Origin of the sequence: Micromonospora sp. NPDC050784 (assembly GCF_044456765.1) — a bacterium.
Taxonomy (GTDB): Bacteria; Actinomycetota; Actinomycetes; order Mycobacteriales; family Micromonosporaceae; genus Micromonospora; species Micromonospora foliorum.
Map to the genome: position 1 here is coordinate 14,533 of NZ_JBITGG010000029.1, position 17,467 is coordinate 31,999.

10 protein-coding genes are annotated in these 17,467 nt (G+C 70.3%); 7 read left to right on the forward strand and 3 right to left on the reverse strand.

Annotated elements, in window-relative coordinates; genetic code table 11:
• The first annotated feature begins 340 nt into the window (after positions 1-340).
• The 4 genes from ACIBD9_RS29480 (at position 341) to ACIBD9_RS29495 (ending at position 6,487) form a co-directional block, all read left to right on the forward strand.
• A complete protein-coding gene (locus ACIBD9_RS29480) occupies positions 341-1,957 on the forward strand; it encodes a family 16 glycoside hydrolase (protein ID WP_396722547.1) in 1,617 nt (538 codons plus the stop codon).
• 123 nt (positions 1,958-2,080) lie between these two features.
• Positions 2,081-4,594 carry a right-handed parallel beta-helix repeat-containing protein gene (locus ACIBD9_RS29485; RefSeq protein WP_396722549.1) on the forward strand — a complete coding sequence of 838 codons (2,514 nt, stop codon included), beginning with the start codon at positions 2,081-2,083 and terminating at the stop codon, positions 4,592-4,594.
• A 178-nt stretch (positions 4,595-4,772) separates the two neighbouring features.
• Positions 4,773-5,219: a hypothetical protein gene (locus ACIBD9_RS29490; RefSeq protein ID WP_396722551.1), complete on the forward strand. Its 447-nt coding sequence runs from the start codon at positions 4,773-4,775 to the stop codon at positions 5,217-5,219.
• A 269-nt stretch (positions 5,220-5,488) separates the two neighbouring features.
• Complete coding sequence (locus ACIBD9_RS29495; RefSeq protein WP_396722552.1) at positions 5,489-6,487, forward strand: glycoside hydrolase family protein; 999 nt, start codon at positions 5,489-5,491, stop codon at positions 6,485-6,487.
• Position 6,488: 1 nt separating this feature from the next.
• Here the strand turns inward: ACIBD9_RS29495 and ACIBD9_RS29500 are convergent, their stop codons facing one another.
• Positions 6,489-7,382, reverse strand: coding sequence for an NAD-dependent epimerase/dehydratase family protein (locus ACIBD9_RS29500; RefSeq protein WP_396722554.1), 894 nt, complete (start codon positions 7,380-7,382; stop codon positions 6,489-6,491).
• Positions 7,383-7,522: 140 nt separating this feature from the next.
• Here ACIBD9_RS29500 and ACIBD9_RS29505 point away from each other — a divergent pair, with 140 nt between their 5' ends.
• Both ACIBD9_RS29505 and ACIBD9_RS29510 read left to right on the forward strand, forming a co-directional pair.
• Positions 7,523-7,942: a PPOX class F420-dependent oxidoreductase gene (locus ACIBD9_RS29505; protein WP_396722555.1), complete on the forward strand. Its 420-nt coding sequence runs from the start codon at positions 7,523-7,525 to the stop codon at positions 7,940-7,942.
• Positions 7,943-8,087: 145 nt separating this feature from the next.
• Complete coding sequence (locus ACIBD9_RS29510) at positions 8,088-9,431, forward strand: glycoside hydrolase family 18 protein (RefSeq protein ID WP_396722556.1); 1,344 nt, start codon at positions 8,088-8,090, stop codon at positions 9,429-9,431.
• Positions 9,432-9,487: 56 nt separating this feature from the next.
• Here the strand turns inward: ACIBD9_RS29510 and ACIBD9_RS29515 are convergent, their stop codons facing one another.
• Positions 9,488-9,844 (reverse strand): hypothetical protein, encoded by a 357-nt coding sequence (locus ACIBD9_RS29515; RefSeq protein ID WP_396722613.1) that lies wholly within the window; start codon positions 9,842-9,844, stop codon positions 9,488-9,490.
• Between the two features lie 202 nt (positions 9,845-10,046).
• Here ACIBD9_RS29515 and ACIBD9_RS29520 point away from each other — a divergent pair, with 202 nt between their 5' ends.
• Positions 10,047-12,824 carry a M14 family zinc carboxypeptidase gene (locus tag ACIBD9_RS29520; RefSeq protein WP_396722557.1) on the forward strand — a complete coding sequence of 926 codons (2,778 nt, stop codon included), beginning with the start codon at positions 10,047-10,049 and terminating at the stop codon, positions 12,822-12,824.
• A 334-nt stretch (positions 12,825-13,158) separates the two neighbouring features.
• Here ACIBD9_RS29520 and ACIBD9_RS29525 read toward each other — a convergent pair whose 3' ends face one another.
• Positions 13,159-17,457 (reverse strand): FtsK/SpoIIIE domain-containing protein, encoded by a 4,299-nt coding sequence (locus ACIBD9_RS29525; RefSeq protein WP_396722559.1) that lies wholly within the window; start codon positions 17,455-17,457, stop codon positions 13,159-13,161.
• Positions 17,458-17,467: the final 10 nt, after the last annotated feature.

A 17,467-nucleotide genomic window follows, 5' to 3' on the forward strand; every position in this document is an offset into this window, starting at 1 on the left:
CGCCACCCGCCCTGGTCCACTACTGAACCGCCCCACCCGACCACTCGACAGATTCTGAAAAGAGCGCTTCGGGCATCGACAACTGAACACCAGCAGCCCCGCAAACAGCACCCGACGGCTGCACAGAATGGGCACGGCCGTTCGGTGACAACCGGACCGAATGCCTGCCGACTCGACCGCCAGCGGCCGAGCAATAAGTGTTGCCCAAATAGCCTGCAACATACCTGCACATTCAATTCATTGACTCCCGCCAGTACATCTCCCTACCGTTCGTGTATGGCTCATTTCGTATCCGTTACGGCAACGAAATCTGAGACCACCACCACCAGGGAGGTCCACGATGTCATCAACGAAACCTCGCGGCCGGCCGACGCCCCGGCTGGTCGCGGCGGCGCTCGCCGCCGGAGCGCTCGCCGCCACAGCGGTGCTCATCGCCACCCCGCCCGCCTTCGCCGACACGCTGCTCAGCGACGACTTCTCCGACGGCAACTCGACCGGCTGGTCACGGTCGGGAGGCAGCTGGTCGGTGGTGACCGAGGGTTCACTGGTCTTTCGGCAGTCCGGCACCAGCAGCGACGCGCGGGCGTTGGCCTCCGCCCCGGGCTGGGCGGACTACGGCGTCCAGGCGCGGGTCAGACCCACCGGGTTCGGCGGCACGAACCGGCACGTCGGAGTCATCGCCCGGGCACAGAACAGCAGCAGCTACTACGCGCTGGCGGTCACCGCCAGCGGCGGCGTGCAACTGCTCCGGCGGGCCGGCGGAGACCCGGTGGCCCTCGACTCGGCCGCCGGTGGCGTGACCACCGGCAGTTGGACCACGCTGCGCCTGGAGGCCGTGGGCACGACACTGCGGGGCTACGTCAACGGTGCGCTGGTGGTCGAGGCGACCGACAGCGCGTTCGCCGCCGGACGCGCCGGGCTCGCCACGTCGTACGCCAGCGCCTCCTTCGACGACGTCCGGGTGGACACCGAGACCGGAGCGCCCGGGGAGCCGCCGGGTGAGCCGACACTGCCACCCACCGAACCGCCACTGGACCCGGGCGCACCGCCGATCGGCTTCGCGTCGGTGAACGCGCTCGGCCAGAACGGCACCACCGGCGGCGCGGGCGGTCCGACCGTCACCGTCGACACCGCCGCCGAGTTCCTCGCCGCGATCGGCACCGCCGGCGCGTTGAACATCCGGGTCAGCGGTGTGATCGCGCTACCTGGCCCGATGCACGACGTCACCTCGGACAAGACCATCGTCGGCGTGGGTGCCAGCTCGGGCATCACCGGCGGGGGCCTGAACATCGGCCTGCCGGTGAGCACCGCGACCAGCCCGCCCGCCAACGCGGTGCACAACGTCATCGTCCGCAACCTGAACTTCCGCAACACGGTGGACGACGCGATCAACGTGCAGATGTTCTCGCACCACATCTGGATCGACCACAACGACCTGGCGTACGGCTATGACGGGCTGATCGACATCAAGCGCGGCGCCAGCTACGTCACCGTCTCGTGGAACCACACCCACCACCACACGAAGAACATGCTGCTCGGACACGACGACAGCAACGCCGCCCAGGACACCAACTATCTGAAGGTGACCTACCACCACAACTGGTTCGACCGGACACCGCAGCGCAATCCACGGGTCCGTTTCGGCGAGCCGGTGCACGTGTTCAACAACTACTTCGTCTACAACACCGACGTCGGGGTCGCCTGCCAGCTCAACTCCGGTTGCGTCGTCGAGGGCAACTACTTCGAGGACGTCGAGGTGCCGTGGTCGATCAGCTACGCCGGGGCCAAGGGTCGGCTGATCGCCCGGAACAACGTGCTCGCCGGCACCAGCGAGCCGGGTGACGCGGGTGGCTCGGTGCAGGAGCCGAGCACCTACTACCCGTACACGGTCACCGATCCGAACACGATCAAGTCGGTCGTCTCGGCCGGCTCCGGCACCGGAAAGCTCGGCTTCTAGCAGCGGCGGCGAGGCCGGTCGACAGGCACCGACCCGGTCACCAAGGGACGACGCCGCTCTCACGTATAGATGCACATCAATTTATGCCCACGTTCCTGGGCAGACCACCACCAAGGAGGTTCCGTGCACACCACCGACACCTGGCGAAGGCATCGCCGAGGTCTCCTGCTCACGATCGGGGCCGCGCTCGCCGCGATCGCCCTCGCTCTCGGCATGGGCGCCACCGGCGCCTACGCCGACACCCTCTTCACCGACGACTTCGAGGACGGCAACGCCACCGGATGGACCGCGTCCGGGGGCAGTTGGACGGTTGCCACCGACGGCTCGCGGGTCTACCGGCAGTCCGGCACCAGCAGCGACGCCCGGTCGTTGGCCGGCACGGCGAGTTGGACCGACTACTCGGTCCAGGCCACCGTCAAGCCGACCGCGTTCAACGGCTCCAACCGCTTCGTCGCGCTGCTGGCCCGGGCGCAGAGCAGCACCAGCTACTACTACCTGGCGCTGCGCAGCAACAACACCGTCGAGCTCAAGCGGCTCAATGGCGGCTCCGGCACCACCCTGGACAGCGCCGCCGTCACGGTCGCCGTCGGCACCGCGTACACCCTGCGGATCGACGTCGCCGGCAACTCGCTGAAGGGCTACGTCAACGGCACGCTGCTGACCGAGGCCACCGACAGCCAGTTCGCCAGCGGCCGGATCGGCGTCGCCACCTTCAACGCCAGTGCGAACTTCGACAACGTGCAGGTCACCAGCGCCACCCCCGGGCCGGACCCGACCGACCCGACGGACCCGCCCGGCAACCCGGGCCCGAACGTGGCCGACGGCTGGGCCTCGGTCGACGCCTGGGGTCAGAACGGCACCACCGGCGGGGCCGGCGGCCCGACCGTCACGGTGACCACCGCGGCGCAGTTCATCGCCGAGGCCGCCTCGGCCGGCCCGAAGATCATCCAGGTCAGCGGACTGATCGCCCTGCCCGGCCCGATGCACGAGGTCACCTCGGACAAGACGATCGTCGGGCTCGGCGCCAACTCGGGCTTCACCGGCGGCGGCCTCAACATCGGCCTGCCGATCGACAACGCGGTAACCAGCCCACCCGCGAACGCCGTGCACAACGTGATCGTGCGGAATCTCAACTTCCGCAACTGGGCTGACGACGCGATGAACGTGCAGATGTTCTCCCACCACATCTGGATCGACCACAACACCTGGACCACCGGCTCGGACGGCGGCCTCGACATCAAGCGCGGCTCGTCGTACGTGACGGTGTCCTACAACCACGCCGACGGCACCAACAAGAACATGCTGCTCGGGCACGACGACGGCAACGCCGCGCAGGACACCGGGCGGCTGAAGGTCTCCTACCACCACAACTTCTTCGACGAGACCCGTCAGCGCAACCCCCGCGTCCGCTTCGGCGACCAGGTGCACGTCTACAGCAACTACTACCTCAACACCGGCGACTACGGAGTCGCCGCGACGGAGAACTCCGGCGTGATCGTGGAGGGCAACTACTTCGAGAACGTCGACGACCCGTACCACCTGGCCGAGGCCGACTCCGGCCCCGGTCGGCTCGTCGCCCGCAACAACTGCCTCATCAACTCGGGCACGGGCGAAACCGGCGGCAGCGTGACCAACCCGCCGTACGCGTACACCATCACCACCGCCTGCGACATCAAGGCCGTGGTGACCGCGCAGGCCGGGGTCGGCAAGGTCGGCCTGCCGGGCGGGCCGACCAGCCCGCCCCCGACGACCCCTCCCCCGACCACCCCGCCGCCGACCACCCCACCGCAGACCGGCCTGGTCGGCTGGGCCACCCAGAACGGTGGCACCACCGGCGGCGCGGGTGGCCAGACGGTCACCGTCTCCGACGGCCCGGCCCTCGCCGACGCCCTGGAGTCGGCGGCACCGCTGATCATCCGGGTGCAGGGTTCGCTCACCATGCCGGACAAGATGAACGACGTCCGCTCCAACAAGACCGTGCTCGGCGTCGGCAACGCCACGCTGGACAACGGCCTGAACGTCAGCAGCGCCACCAACGTCATCATCCGCAACCTCACCTTTCGGGGCTGGGACGACGACGCGGTCAACGTGCAGAACTCGCGCAACGTGTGGATCGACCACAACACCTTCGACGGCGGCTACGACGGCGCGTTGGACATCAAGCGGGAGTCCGACTTCGTGACCGTCTCGTGGAACCGGGTCACCAACCACACCAAGAGCATGCTGCTCGGCCACGACGACGGCTTCACCGCCGACATCGGTCACCTGCGGGTGACCTACCACCACAACTGGTTCGACGGCAGCAAGGAGCGGCACCCCCGGGTCCGGTTCGGTGACCCGGTGCACGTTTTCAACAACTACTACTTCGGCGCGGACTACGGCGTGGCGTCCACGATGGGCGCGGGCGTGCTCGTCGAGGGCAACTACTTCGAGAACGTGACCCGACCGACCGCGGTCGGCTACGCCGAATCGGGCCCGGGCGACCTCGTCCAGCGCGACAACATCTTCGTCAACTCCGGTGCACCGGAGAGCGCCGGGGACGTCGCCGCCATCCCCTACTCCTACCAACTCGACGCCGCCAGCGGTGTGAAGGCGAGCGTCGCCGCAGGTGCCGGCGCCGGACGCATCACGGTCTGACCGACCGGCGGGGCGGCGGTCATCGACCGCCGCCCCGCTCTTCGCCGAGTGGACTCCACGAGGTGACTCCCCGGCGGTACGGTGTCACGGTGCCGAAGGTGAGCGACGCTCTCGACAATCACCGCTCGGTGATGCTCGTCGACGTCAGGCGACGTCCCGCACGCGGGGTGGGCGCTTGATGATTCGCCTCAACCGCCACCCACTCGACGCGCGGATGGCCCGCAACGGCGTCGTCCTCGGCCTGTTCTTCTTCCTCACCATCGGCGCCGTGTGTTCGGTCCTGGTCTATCTCGTCGTCACGGACGAGCCGGGCAGCGGTTTGGCCAGCGACCCCACGTTCACGGCCGGCGCAGTGGGTGCCCTCAGCTGCCTGCTCATGGTCATCGCTACCGCGACCGCACTGCTCAACCGGCGCTGGGCCACGCCCGCCCTCGTCGTGCTCGCCTTCTGCGGTTGGGTGGTCGGCGTCATCGTCGTTGTCGTCGTGTCCGGTGGCGAGGTCGACCCGGAAACTTTCGGCCTCGTCATCCTCCTCCTCGCCGCACGTCCCCGGCTCATGCTCAGGAACTACCTGGCCAGCCTCGCCACGGTGGACGCACAGCCCGCGACCCCGCCAGCTCGTTGACGCGCATGCAGGGGTGATCCGGCGCGGTGCGTCGGCCGCCGACCCGGGCAGAAACTGTTATCCCGGAACGGGGGGCGAGTCTCCTGAGGGGAAGGTGGTGGCGGGGACTCCCGCCAGCACCGCATCGGGTAGCGATGCGACCACACGGAGGAGTCGAGACGATGCGCACAACCGGTCAGGGTGCAACGGACGCCGCGAGGGGAAGTCGGGGCGTCCACGCCGAATCCCGACGTGGGTTGCGCGGCCGCCTCCCGGGCGGCGCGAGGCGCGTGCTGTGGCCGCTCGTCGTGGCCGCCGTGGTCGCCGTCCTGGTGACCGGTGTGGTCGTCGTGATGCAGCCCACCGGGCCGGCGCCCGCCCCCGCGGCGGCCCCGCAAGGGATCGACGAAGCGCTGGCCACCAGCCCCACGTCCGCCGCGGCCAGCACGGCCACCCCCGTCGCCCCGACGAGCCCGACGGGGGCGGCTCCGACGCCGACGCCGACGGCGAAGCCGACAACCGGGCGGCCGGTCGCCCCGGCGGCCTCGGTAGCGACCTCGAAGCGCAAGGGCGTCGGGGTGTGGACCTTCGACGGCGTCAGCCAGGCGCTGGCCAACTCCGGGGCGAGTTGGTACTACACCTGGGACGTGGCCCACTCGGGCGTCACCAGCCCGAAGGGCGCCGAGTTCGTCCCGATGATCTGGGGAGCGAAGAGCGTCACCGCCACCAACCTGCAACAGGCCAAGAAAAACGGCCGCTACCTGCTCGGGTTCAACGAGCCGGACCTGAAGGGTCAGGCGGAGATGACCGTCGAGCAGGCGTTGGAGCTGTGGCCGCAGTTGCAGGCCACCGGCCTTCCGCTGGGCAGCCCGGCGGTGGCCTGGGGCGGCGACCGGCCGGGCGAATGGCTCGACCGGTTCATGGCCGGGGCGAAGCAGCGCGGCTACCGCGTCGACTTCATCGCCCTGCACTGGTACGGCGGCGACTTCACCACCGCCAACGCGGTCAACCAGCTCAAGTCGTACCTGCAGGCCGTGCACGACCGGTACCAGCTGCCGATCTGGCTCACCGAGTTCGCCCTGATCGACTTCTCCAACGGTGTCCGCTTTCCCAGCCAGGCGCAGCAGGCCGCGTTCCTCACCGCGGCGACCCGGATGCTGGGCGGCCTGTCCTGGCTACAGCGGTACGCGTGGTTCGGCCTGCCCGCCACGGACAAGGACCAGACCGGCCTGTTCCGTAACGGCAGCACCGCCACCGCTGTCGGCCGCGCCTACCAGGCGGCGCGCTGACCTACAGCAGGTCGACGTGGTCCCGCCAGGAGTGCTGCGGCTCGTAGCCCAGCACCCGGCGGGCCTTGTCGATGCCGAGCAGCGTCTCGTGCTCACCCAGCTCCTTACGGATCTCGACGCCCGGATAGACCTCGGCCATCAGGCTGGCGCTGGACCGGGTCATGACGGTGTCGGCGTTGGCGATGATGAAGACGTCGGCGCCGGGCTGGTTGTGCGCCAGCGCGCGCTCGACGGCCTGCGCCCCGTCGCGGGCGTCGATGTAGCCCCACAGGTTCCACCGGCGCAGCTGCGGGTCGGCGTCGAACGAGGGGAACGGCGCGTAGTCCTCGACGTCCATGACGTTGGAGAAGCGCAGGCCCACCATGACCAGCTCCGGGTCCCACCGGCAGAAGTGCCGGGCCATCTCCTCCTCCAGGGCCTTGTTCAACGAGTACGTCGACTCGGGCCGTGGCGCGTACTCCTCGTCGATCGGCGCGTAGGGCGGCGGGGTGTCGAAGGGCAGCCCGAGCACGGTCTCGCTCGACGCCCACACGACCCGCTTGATTCCGGCCGCCCGGGCGGCGGCGAACACGTTGTACGTCGCGGCGGAGTTGTTCGCGAAGGTGGTCGCGTTCGACATCAGCCCGGGGGCCGGGACCGCCGCCAGGTGCACGACCGCGTCGACGCCGCCGGCGTGCTCGTCGGCGCCCCCGGTGAAGGCCTCTACCACCTGCCCGTAGTCGGTCAGGTCGGCCAGCAGGAACTCGCCGTTCACGTCGCGCGGGTCGCGACCGCCGGCGCGGTCCACCGCCAACACGTCGACGCCCACGGCGCGCAGGTGGGCGACCACGGCACGGCCGAGCTTGCCGGTGGCACCGGTGACGACGACCCGCCTGGGCAGTGCGGAATTGCTCATGACCACATCTTCGCCGCAGGCTGCGTCAGCCCGGCAGCCGGGTGGGCCCGGCCCGCCGCGCCGCGATCGCGATCAGAGCGCGATCGGGCGGGTGGGTGCGTAACGTGCAGGGGTAAACGTTGTCGCGACGAGGAGACTTCATGTCCAAGCCACCGCTTCCCGAGGCCGCGGTCGCCATGCTCCAGAAGCCGAACCCCGCCGTCATGACCACCCTCCGCAACGGTGGCCAGCCGGTGTCCGCCGCCACCTGGTACCTCTGGGAGGACGGCCGGATCCTGGTGAACATGGACGAGAGCCGCCGCCGGCTGGAGCACGTCCGCAACGACCCCCGGGTGTCGCTCACCGTGCTCGACGAGGCCGGCTGGTACACCCACGTCAGCATCATCGGGCACGTCGCCGAGCTGCGCGCCGACGAGGGCCTCGCGGACATCGACCGGTTGTCGGAGCACTACACGGGCAATGCGTACCCACGCCGGGACCGTGCCCGGGTCAGTGCCCTGATCGAGATCGACCGCTGGCACGGTTGGGGCGCGCAGAAGGACAACGACCAGGTCGGCTGACGTCGCCGCCCGCCCTGACGCCCCGACGGCAGCCCGTCAGGGCGCCAGGGCGGTGGCCCTTGACCCCGGACGGTGATCGGCTTAACTTCATCAATCAGATAAGTCTCTTTACTAATTCTGCTTGATGTCTCGTGGGAGTGTGCCGATGCGATCATTCCGCCACCGCCGTCTCACCGCCGTCGTCGCCCTGGCGACCCTGTTGGTCACCGCCGCTCCGCCCACCGCCGCCAGCGCCGGCGGCAACCACCAGCGCAGCACCGGTTACCACCGGGTCGGCTACTTCACCCAGTGGGGTATCTACGGCCGAGCCTTCCCGGTCAAGAAGCTGGAAACCTCCGGGGCGGCGAGCCGCCTCACCCACCTCAACTACGCCTTCGGCAACGTCAGCGAGGACGGCCGCTGCTACCTGGACGGTGGTCCGGGTGAGGGCGACGCCTGGGCCGACTACCAGCGACCCGTCCCGGCCGAGGAGAGCGTCGACGGCGTCGCGGACGCGCCGGGCCAGGCGCTCAACGGCAACTTCGGCCAGCTCGCCAAGCTCAAGGCCAAGCACCCCAAGCTGAAGGTGCTGATCTCGCTGGGCGGCTGGAGCTGGTCGACGTACTTCTCGAACGCGGCCCGCACCGACGCCTCCCGCAAGGCGTTCGTCACGTCCTGCATCGACCTCTACCTCAAGGGCAACCTGCCCGGCGGGGACGGCGCCGCCGGCGGCCCGGGTGCCGCGGCCGGCGTCTTCGACGGCATCGACCTCGACTGGGAGTGGCCCAACTGGGAGGGTGAGCCCGGCAACGTCATCCGCCCGGAGGACCGGGAGAACTTCACCAAGCTGCTCGCCGAGTTCCGCCGGCAGCTCGACGCGTACGGGCGCACCACCCGGGCGCACCACCCGCTGACCGCGTTCCTGCCGGCCAGCCCGGCCACCATGGACGCCGGCTACGAGGGTCGCAAGATCTTCAAGTACCTGGACTTCGCCACCGTGCAGGGGTACGACTTCCACGGCGGCTGGGACGCGCGGGCCAACCAGCAGTCGGCGCTTCGCGTCCCGGCGGGCGCCCCGGACAACCCGGACTTCTCCGTCGAGGTGGCCATCGACGGGTGGATCGCCCGTGGCGCGCCGCGGGACAAGCTCGTGCTCGGCATCCCCTACTACGGTCGCGGCTGGACCGGCATCACCGGCGACGGCAACGGCCTGTTCCAGCCGGCCACCGGGCCCGCGCCGGCCACCTTCGAGGCCGGGTACGAGGACTACAAGAAGCTGAAGACCCTGGCCGGTAACGGCTACACCGTGCACCGCGACCTGCGCGCCGGGCACGCCTGGTTGTTCGACGGTACGACGCTCTGGACGTACGACGACCCGGCTGTCGTGTTGCAGAAGACGCTCTACATCCGACGGGCCGGTCTGGCCGGCGCCATGATCTGGTCGCTCGACGGTGACGACGACAACGCCACGCTGACCAAGACGATCGGCATCGGCCTGACCACCTGGTAGCCGTACGTGCGCATCCGGCCCGTCGCCGGCCGACCTCTCGGCCGGCGGCGGGCCGGTTACCGTTGCGCGGGTGTCACCGCGCGCACCGCGGCCTCGATGAGCGCGGTCACCTGGTCCATGTCCCGAGCCCGGTGTACGTCCACCTCGGCCGACCATCCGTCGGGCCGGGTGAGCTTCACCGTCACGTCGTCGCGGCGGTGGGTCAGCCAGCCGGCGATCGCCTGCACCAGCACCATGGCGGTGCCCGCGTCGCTGGCCGCCACCCGCAGGACGTCCGCGCGGTCCGCCGACATTTCGCCGGGGGACGTCGTGGTCACCCCCTCCCGCAGCCGATCCTCAGCGCGCAGCCAGGACGCCAGCGAACGCCGAGCATCGGCGGACGGAAGATCCGGATGGACCGAGAGCGTGATCATCTCCGGCACGTCTCCTCCTCCCAGACGATGACAAGCCCACGACACCATCCTGCCAGTCCGCGTCGGAACAGGCACGCCGAGTAGTCGGCAATATCGATCAACCCTTGACCGCCGTATCGACGGTTCATAGGCTCCGGCCACTGCGAGGTTGTTCCCCAGAAGGGAAACACGACTCATGGCCCCATCGATACGTCCGTTCCGGATGGTCTCCGCCAGGCTGCTGGCAAGCGCCGCCACGATCACGCTCCTGCTCGGCATGACTCCCCTGCTCGGCGGCACACCGGCCGCGAGCGCCGCCCAGCCCTCCCGGTGCAGCGACGACCCGACCGCCCGGTTGAGCACGGTACCGAGCCCGGAGAACGTGCTCGGCTTCCCGCTCGGCGCGGGGCAGGAACGGGTCGTCACCAACGACGAGGTCCGGACCTACCTCGGGGCCGTCGACCGCGCCTCCAACCGGGTCGTCACCGGCGTGATGACCACAAGCGTGCTCGGCCAGCCGTTGCCGTACGCGGTGGTGTCCAACGAGCGCCACGTGCGGCCCGCCGCGCTACGCGAGATCGCCGACGACGTCCGGGACCTGCGCGACCCGCGCCGGACCAGCGCGCGAACGGCCGCCCGGACGGCGAAGGACAGCCCGGCCATCGTCTGGGTCACCGCGAACGTGCACGGCGGCGAGAAGAGCGGCGCCGACGCGGCGCTCAGGACGCTGTACGAGTTGGCGGCGGGCCTGTCCTGCGCGGTCGCCCAGCGCAACGACAACCTCGTCACCATCATCGTCCCCACCCAGAACCCGGACGGCCGCGACGCGACCCGCCGGCAGAACGAGTTCGGCTTCGACCTGAACCGGGACTGGTTCGCCCGCACCCAGCAGGAGACCGACGGCAAGCTCGAACTGCTGCGCCGCTACCCGCCGCAGGTCTTCATCGACGCGCACGAGATGGGTGGCCGGCAGTACTTCTTCCCGCCCAACGCCGACCCGATCCACCACGAGATCGCCGGTGAGGCGGTGGACTGGATCAACCGCATCGGCGAGGCCAACAAGGCCGGCTTCGGCTTCAACGGGGCCTGCGACGAGACCGTCACCACCGAGTGCTACTTCAACTACGACACGTACGACATGTTCTTCATGGGCTACGGCGACACGGTGCCGACCACCGGCTTCGGCGCGGCCGGCATGACGTACGAGAAGGGCAGCGCTTCGGCCGTGGCCGACCGGGTCCAGCAGCAGTTCAACACCCAGTGGTCGACGCTCGGCTGGGCCGCCGCGAACAAGCGCGAGGTGCTCGACGGCTACTTCGACATCTGGACCGACGCGCTCGCCCAGGGCAGGGCGGGCACGCTGGAGCCGAACGAGGTGGTGCAACCCACCAACGAGGTCCAGTTCCCGGTTCCGGACCTCACCATCCGCTCGTACTTCCTGCTGCCCGACCGGCAGCTCGCCGACGTCCGCCAGCTCGTCGAGCGGCTGCGCCGGATGGACGTCGAGGTGTACGAGGTGCAGAAGGCGACCCGGGTGCCCACCGCCCGAGTCTTCGGTGGGCGCAGCGCCACCAACGTGACAGTGCCCAAGGGCGCGTACTGGATCCCGATGGACCAACCGCAGAAGCACTGGATCCAGGCCATCATGGGCGAGGACCCGTACGTCCCCTTCCCGTACTTCTACGACGTGTCGTCCTGGAGCAACCCGCTGCTGATGGGCATCAACACCATCTACACCGGAGACACCGTCCGGCCGAGGGCCGAACTGGTCCGCAAGGTCTCCGGCGGTCGCACCGGTGCGGCGTGGCCCTGGGGCTCGTACACGTACCCGCTCGACTCGGCCGCCGCCGCGGAGTTCACCTTCAGTCTGCTCGGCCGTGGCGTCCCCCTGGTCCGTGACCTCACGACCAGTAGGGTCGCCATCGCGGCGACCAAGGTGAGCCGGACCGTGGACGAGATGGCCGAATCCCTCGGGGTCACCCTCACCCCGGGCGGTCGGCCCACCGGCACCCGCCTCGACCTGCCCGACGTGGGGCTGTTCCAGGGCACCGGCATCTCCACCACCTCCGGCTCACACGGCGAGGCCCGCTACGTGCTCGGCAAGCGGTGGGGGCTCGACCTGAAACCGGTCACCACGGCCGACATCAACGACAACACCGAGGCGTTCACCGGGCGTACCGTGCTGCTGGTGCCGGACGGCAGCAGCGCCACCGGAGGTCTGACCGCCGCCGGGCAGGCCAACCTGCGCGCCTGGATCGGCCAGGGCCACACCTACCTCGGGCTGCGCAACGAGGGAACCCGGGTGGCCCGCGCCGCCGGGCTCACCTCGACCACGGAGAAGACCAAGCCGGCGGACTACCTGGTGATCGGCTCGCACCTGCGCGTCGACGTCGACCAGGACAGCCCGGTGGCGCTGGGTCGCCCGGCGGAGGACTTCGAGTTCAACAACAGCGACCCGATCCTCACCCCGAGCACCACCGGGACGAACGTGCTCACCTACCCGACCGGTGACACGTTCTGGGCCAACGGTTACACCGTCGGGGCGGAGACGCTGAAGGGCACGGCCGCCGTCGTCGACGAGCCGACCGGCGCCGGTCGGGCGGTGCTGTTCGCGTTCAATCCGCTCTTCCGCGCGTACAACGAAAATGGTCTGCACCTGGTCGCCAACGCGCTGCTCTACCCGACGACCGCCGCGCCCGACGCCCGGCGTTCCGCCGGGGTCGACGCGGCGCGCGCCAGCGCCGCCGCCGCGCCGGTCACGCCGGACCTGGGCGGCGGGTGGCGGCCGATCACCATCCAGGTGGCGGCCGGCGACCTACCCCGCACCCGGGCGATCGTCGAACGCTTCACCACGGACGCGCAGGCGTCCGCGAAGAACGGCTCGGCGTACGTCGTGATCCCGAACCCGCAGGGACTCCAGGTCGACGAACACCCGTTCGCCAGCGATCTGGTACGCGAGCTGCGCGAGGCGAAGGTGCCTCTGCGGTCGGTGGTGGGCTGACCGACCCCGCACCGCGAAGCGCCCGTCCCCTCGGCTGGGGGCGGGCGCTTCGGCACCAACGCTTCACCGATCGGGACACCGGCCCCGGCCCCCGGCCGACGGCTCGACGCGATCGCCGTGACGACCAAGCCGCCCTAGGGTGTCAGCAGTGGGGGGGCGCCTGTCGAGCTGATGTCGTAAACGATTCACATGGGCGGGGCGAGAGAGTGAATCGTTCGCGACATCAGCTCCATAGCGTCTCGACCATTGGTGCCGTCCCTCCCCCGGCGGGCGGAGAAGCCCGGCGAGACGCCGATCACCGCGAAAATGGCGACCGCGATCCAGCACGGCTTCGTCAAGCCGCCGCGGCAGATGCGGGTGAGCCGATTGCCGCCACCTGGACCAGCAGCGGGTCACGGCCGGCGGAGAGGTAGCCGCGCCCCGGCGGGCCGGTGAGGTACTGGTCGGATTCCAGGGTGATGTTGTGGGCCACCGCCGTCATCCGGTTGCCGGGGGCCAGCACGAGACGCGTCCCGGCCATCATCACGGCGTTGACGAGGCGGGTGAGTGGGCTGGGAAAACCGGTCAGCAAGGGTGCGGCGTCAGCGGTGACGACCAGTGCCCGCCGACCACGGGCGGCCGGATGGATGAGGTCGTCCAGCAACGTGGGGCTGCTCGCGAAACCCTGCTCGGTGGGCAGCACGGTGACCCGGTCGACGTCGTCGACGACCACCGCGTACGGCTCGTCGCCGAACGCCGCGACGGCCTCGCGGAGGTCGACGTCCCTGATCGTGACACCGGTGTACACCCGAAGCCCGGGGTCGTCGGGGAGCAAACCCGGCAGCGGCGACTGCGGCGGCGCGACGGCGAGTACGCCGATGCCGCGCCGGAGCAGCGCGTGGACCACCGTGGCGGCTGCCGTCGTACGGCCGGTCCCACCGGCCCCGGAAACCAGCATCAGGTGCGGGCCGGCCCCGAACAGGTCGACGCCGATCGTGGTGGTGTCGGGCCCGCCGAGGCCCAGCGGTATCCACGTGGACCGACCCTGACCGACCGCAGCAGGGTTCGGCCCCAGCGCGGCGAGGTCGACGCGGGTGGGCAGGGCTGGGAAACGTCGGGGCAGTCGGTGCGGCGGCGTGTCGTGCGCCTTGGCGGCGATTGCACTGGCGGACCCCGTGGGTAGGCACACCTGCACGTGCCGGCCGCTGCCGGCGTCGATGGCCCGCCCGGGCAGGACCGGCGGGCTGGCCATACCGCTCTGCAGCTGCATCCGCCGGGTCTCCTCCTTCGGGAAAGGCAGGAGTAGCCGCCGGTTGTAGAGGGTCGGCAGCCGGTGGGTGAGCATGTCCTGGCCGCCGAGCGCCACGACGTGCACCCCGAGCGGGCTACCCGCGGTGATGACGCCACGCAGGGTGGCAACCAGGGACGTCTCGATGAAGGCGGGGTCGCCGTGGTCCTCGAAGTGTTCCCAGCCATCCACGACGACCACGATGTGCGGGTGCGCTTCATCAGGCGGGGGCCTGGTAGTGGTGCGGCGCTGGACCTCCTCGTCGAGCCACGTGACCAGACGGCGGATCCGGTCCGGCTCCGCTGGGGAGAAGACCCCGCCGCAGTGGGGCAACGCGGCGTACTCGGCCAGGCCCGCCGGGTGCCGTTCGACGACGTACAGGTGTGCCTCATCGGGCCGGAAGCGGGCAGCCAGGCCGGTGATCAGGGTGCGGGCGAACGTCGTCCGTCCGGACTGCGGGCCACCGGCGACGAGGAGTCGGTCGACTCCGGCGAGGTCGAGGAGTTCCGCCGGTTGGGCCTGGCCTGCCGGGTCGTCGGCCAAGGCAAAGGGTACGGCGGTGTCTGGCACAGCGACGGTCCACCGGGACGGCAGCTCGTCCACCGTCAGGCTGGCCGGTAGCGGGGGCAGAATCGGCCGGAAGGGTGCCGGTAGCCCGGACTGACCTGCGGCGTCCTCGATCGCCGCGATGGTGAGGGCCTGGTCGGTGGGCCCCGCGTCGACCGTCGGCGCAGCGGTGGGTCGAGGGGTACCGAGGTCGGTCGGGCTCAGGACGCGGACGACGGCCGGGGCGGCTCCACCTCCCGGCGGTGAATCGCCGAGGTAGCCGGATTGGAACGGCTGCGGGATCCGGGTCTCCGCGGTGGTGCACAGGATCATGCCGCGGCCACGCAGTACACCCGGGATGGTGGCGGCGTCGGGGACTCCGAGGACCTCGATGCTGTCCGCAGGCTCGTTCTGTCGAAGGCTGATCCGCAGCGACACGTTGTTCTTCAACTCGGGCGAGAGCTTGCCCTGCAGTGACTGCGTGGCCAGCACGAGGTGCATGCCCAGCGACCGCCCCTTCGCGGCGACGTTGACCAACTCCTTGATGAAATCAGGCGAGGCGTCCAGCACCCGCCCGAACTCGTCGAAGATCAACACAAGCCGGGGCAGCGGCGGCAGGTCCGCGCCGCCCAGGCGCCTTCGCCAGTACCGGTCGATCTCCCCGTCGTAGCGGGCCAGCACGGACTCCCGGCGGCTCACCTCCGCCCGGATCGAGGCGAGCACCCGAGCCGCGGCCGCGTCGTCGAACACGTCTGCGGGAGTCTCGCCGGTGGAACGGATGAGGGCGACGACGTGCGGGCAGCGTTCGAAGGGCAGGAAGGCGCTGCCGCCCTTGAAGTCGACCAACACCAGATTGAGCTCATCCGGCCGATTGGCCAGCAGCAAGGACGTGACAAGGGTCTGCAGCAGGATGCTCTTACCGGCGCCCGTCGCACCGCCCAACATGGTGTGCGGGCCCTGACCAGCCAGATCGACGTGCACCGGGCCCGTCGCGTCCGCACCGAGCACCACACGCGTGCGCGGCCCCCGACCCCGTTCCCACAGCGCGAGAACGTCGGCGGCTGTCGGCGTCCCGAGGTCGAGAAGATCCAGCAGGCGCACCGCCCCGGGAATGGCGTTCTGGGCCGCCCCGAGTGTCGCCCGGTCGCGCATCGGAGCCAACGCCCGGGCCAGGCGCTCGACGGTCGCCGCGTCCAGCCGGTCGACCCGCACCGTCAGCGCCTGGCCATCCGGGCTGCGGGTCAGCCGCGCCGAGTCTCCGGACGTCTCGATCAGACCCCGGCACTCGTTCATGCTGTGCCGGTCGGCGCAGATGAGGTAGACACCGACCGACGGCCCGTCGCGCAACACCTCGTCCATGCCGGGCAGGTCCCGCAGTGCCAACGCGCCGTCGAGGACGACGACCACATCCTCGAACTGCTGGTTGCCGCGGTCGGCGCGCCGCGTCGCGACGAGGGTACGCAACTCGCGTACCCGGTCGGCGCGGGTGGCGGTGGTGTTGCCGATCCAGCACGGGAAGGGGGCGGTGTCGCCCGCGTCGACGTGCGGTAACCAGTGCGCCCAGGCCAGATTCGTCGCGTCATCGCTGCTGAGCAGCACGATCCGCAGATCGTCGGGACCCCGAAGGGTAGCCAGTTGCAGGAGCAACCAGCACAGGACATCGTGGACCGGCCCGTCGGCGCCAGTCACGCCGAGCACACCGACGGCGCCCAGGTCCACGGTGATCGGAACGGCCGACAGCTTCGGAGTGCGGAAACCCGACCAGGGCTCGCCGCGTACCGTCACCGACGCCGGCTCGTCGGCGACACCAACCCGCAACGCCAGCGCGTACGGGGCGCCCGTCCGCCGCGTCCACAGGCCGGATCGCACTCCGGTGGCCGCTTCGGAGATCTCGACGGGGCTCGGGGCGAGCGCCTGCCGCAACCGTCGCTCGGCCTTCACCTGGGCCGCGATCGTCGACTCGACGGCCTTTCTCGCCCTGGTGAACTCTGCCTCGCGCTCCCTGTCCTGCTTCTCCTGCGCCGAATGGTTGAGGAGGAAGCCCGCGAGCGAGACCGCCGCGCCGAGCAGCAGGATCGGCGTCTGGGTGAACAGTGCAGCCCCCACCGACCCGGCGCCACCCAGCAGAAAACCGGCCGCCCAGGGACCCCGCGTCACCACCGGTGGCACCGGCATGGTCACGTCGATGCTGGGGATCACCGGGGCGCGGGCGAAGGCACGGTCGAAGTCGACCCGACCATCCGGGGCACGGACGAGTCGTCGTGCGCCAGCGGGAAGGGGTGTCCACCGCAGCTCGTTCCCGCCGATCTGGAGCACATTGCTCGACGACACCGCGGACTCGCCAGTGAGCCGGACGCCGTCCACCCACGTGCCGTTGCTCGACCCGGCATCCGTGACGATGAGGCTGCCGTCGGCGGACACCTCCAGCAGGGCGTGCGTACTGCGGGAGACGTCCGCGTCCCGCAGCGGCAGCGCAGCCGAGGCACTGCGGGCCACCGAGTGGGCCCCGGGCCGCAGGGCGACGGCCAAGCCGACGTCGGGACCGTCCACCACCTCCAGCACGCCCACCGCTCCGTCGGTGACGAGGCGACCGACTTGCCCGGGCCCACCCACGCTGATCACCGAGCCACTCAGCAGAGGGCTGTCGGACAGGCTGGCGGCCGGATCCAACGGTACGGCACCGACGAAGCAGCGGCGGTCAGCCACGGGTACGGGCAGCGCCGCCAGCAGGGACCGCACACTGGCGGCCGGTGCGGCGGTCACCTCGACGTCGTACGCGACCCCGGTGCCGACGTCCCGCACGGTCATGCGCACGATCACCGCTAGCCCC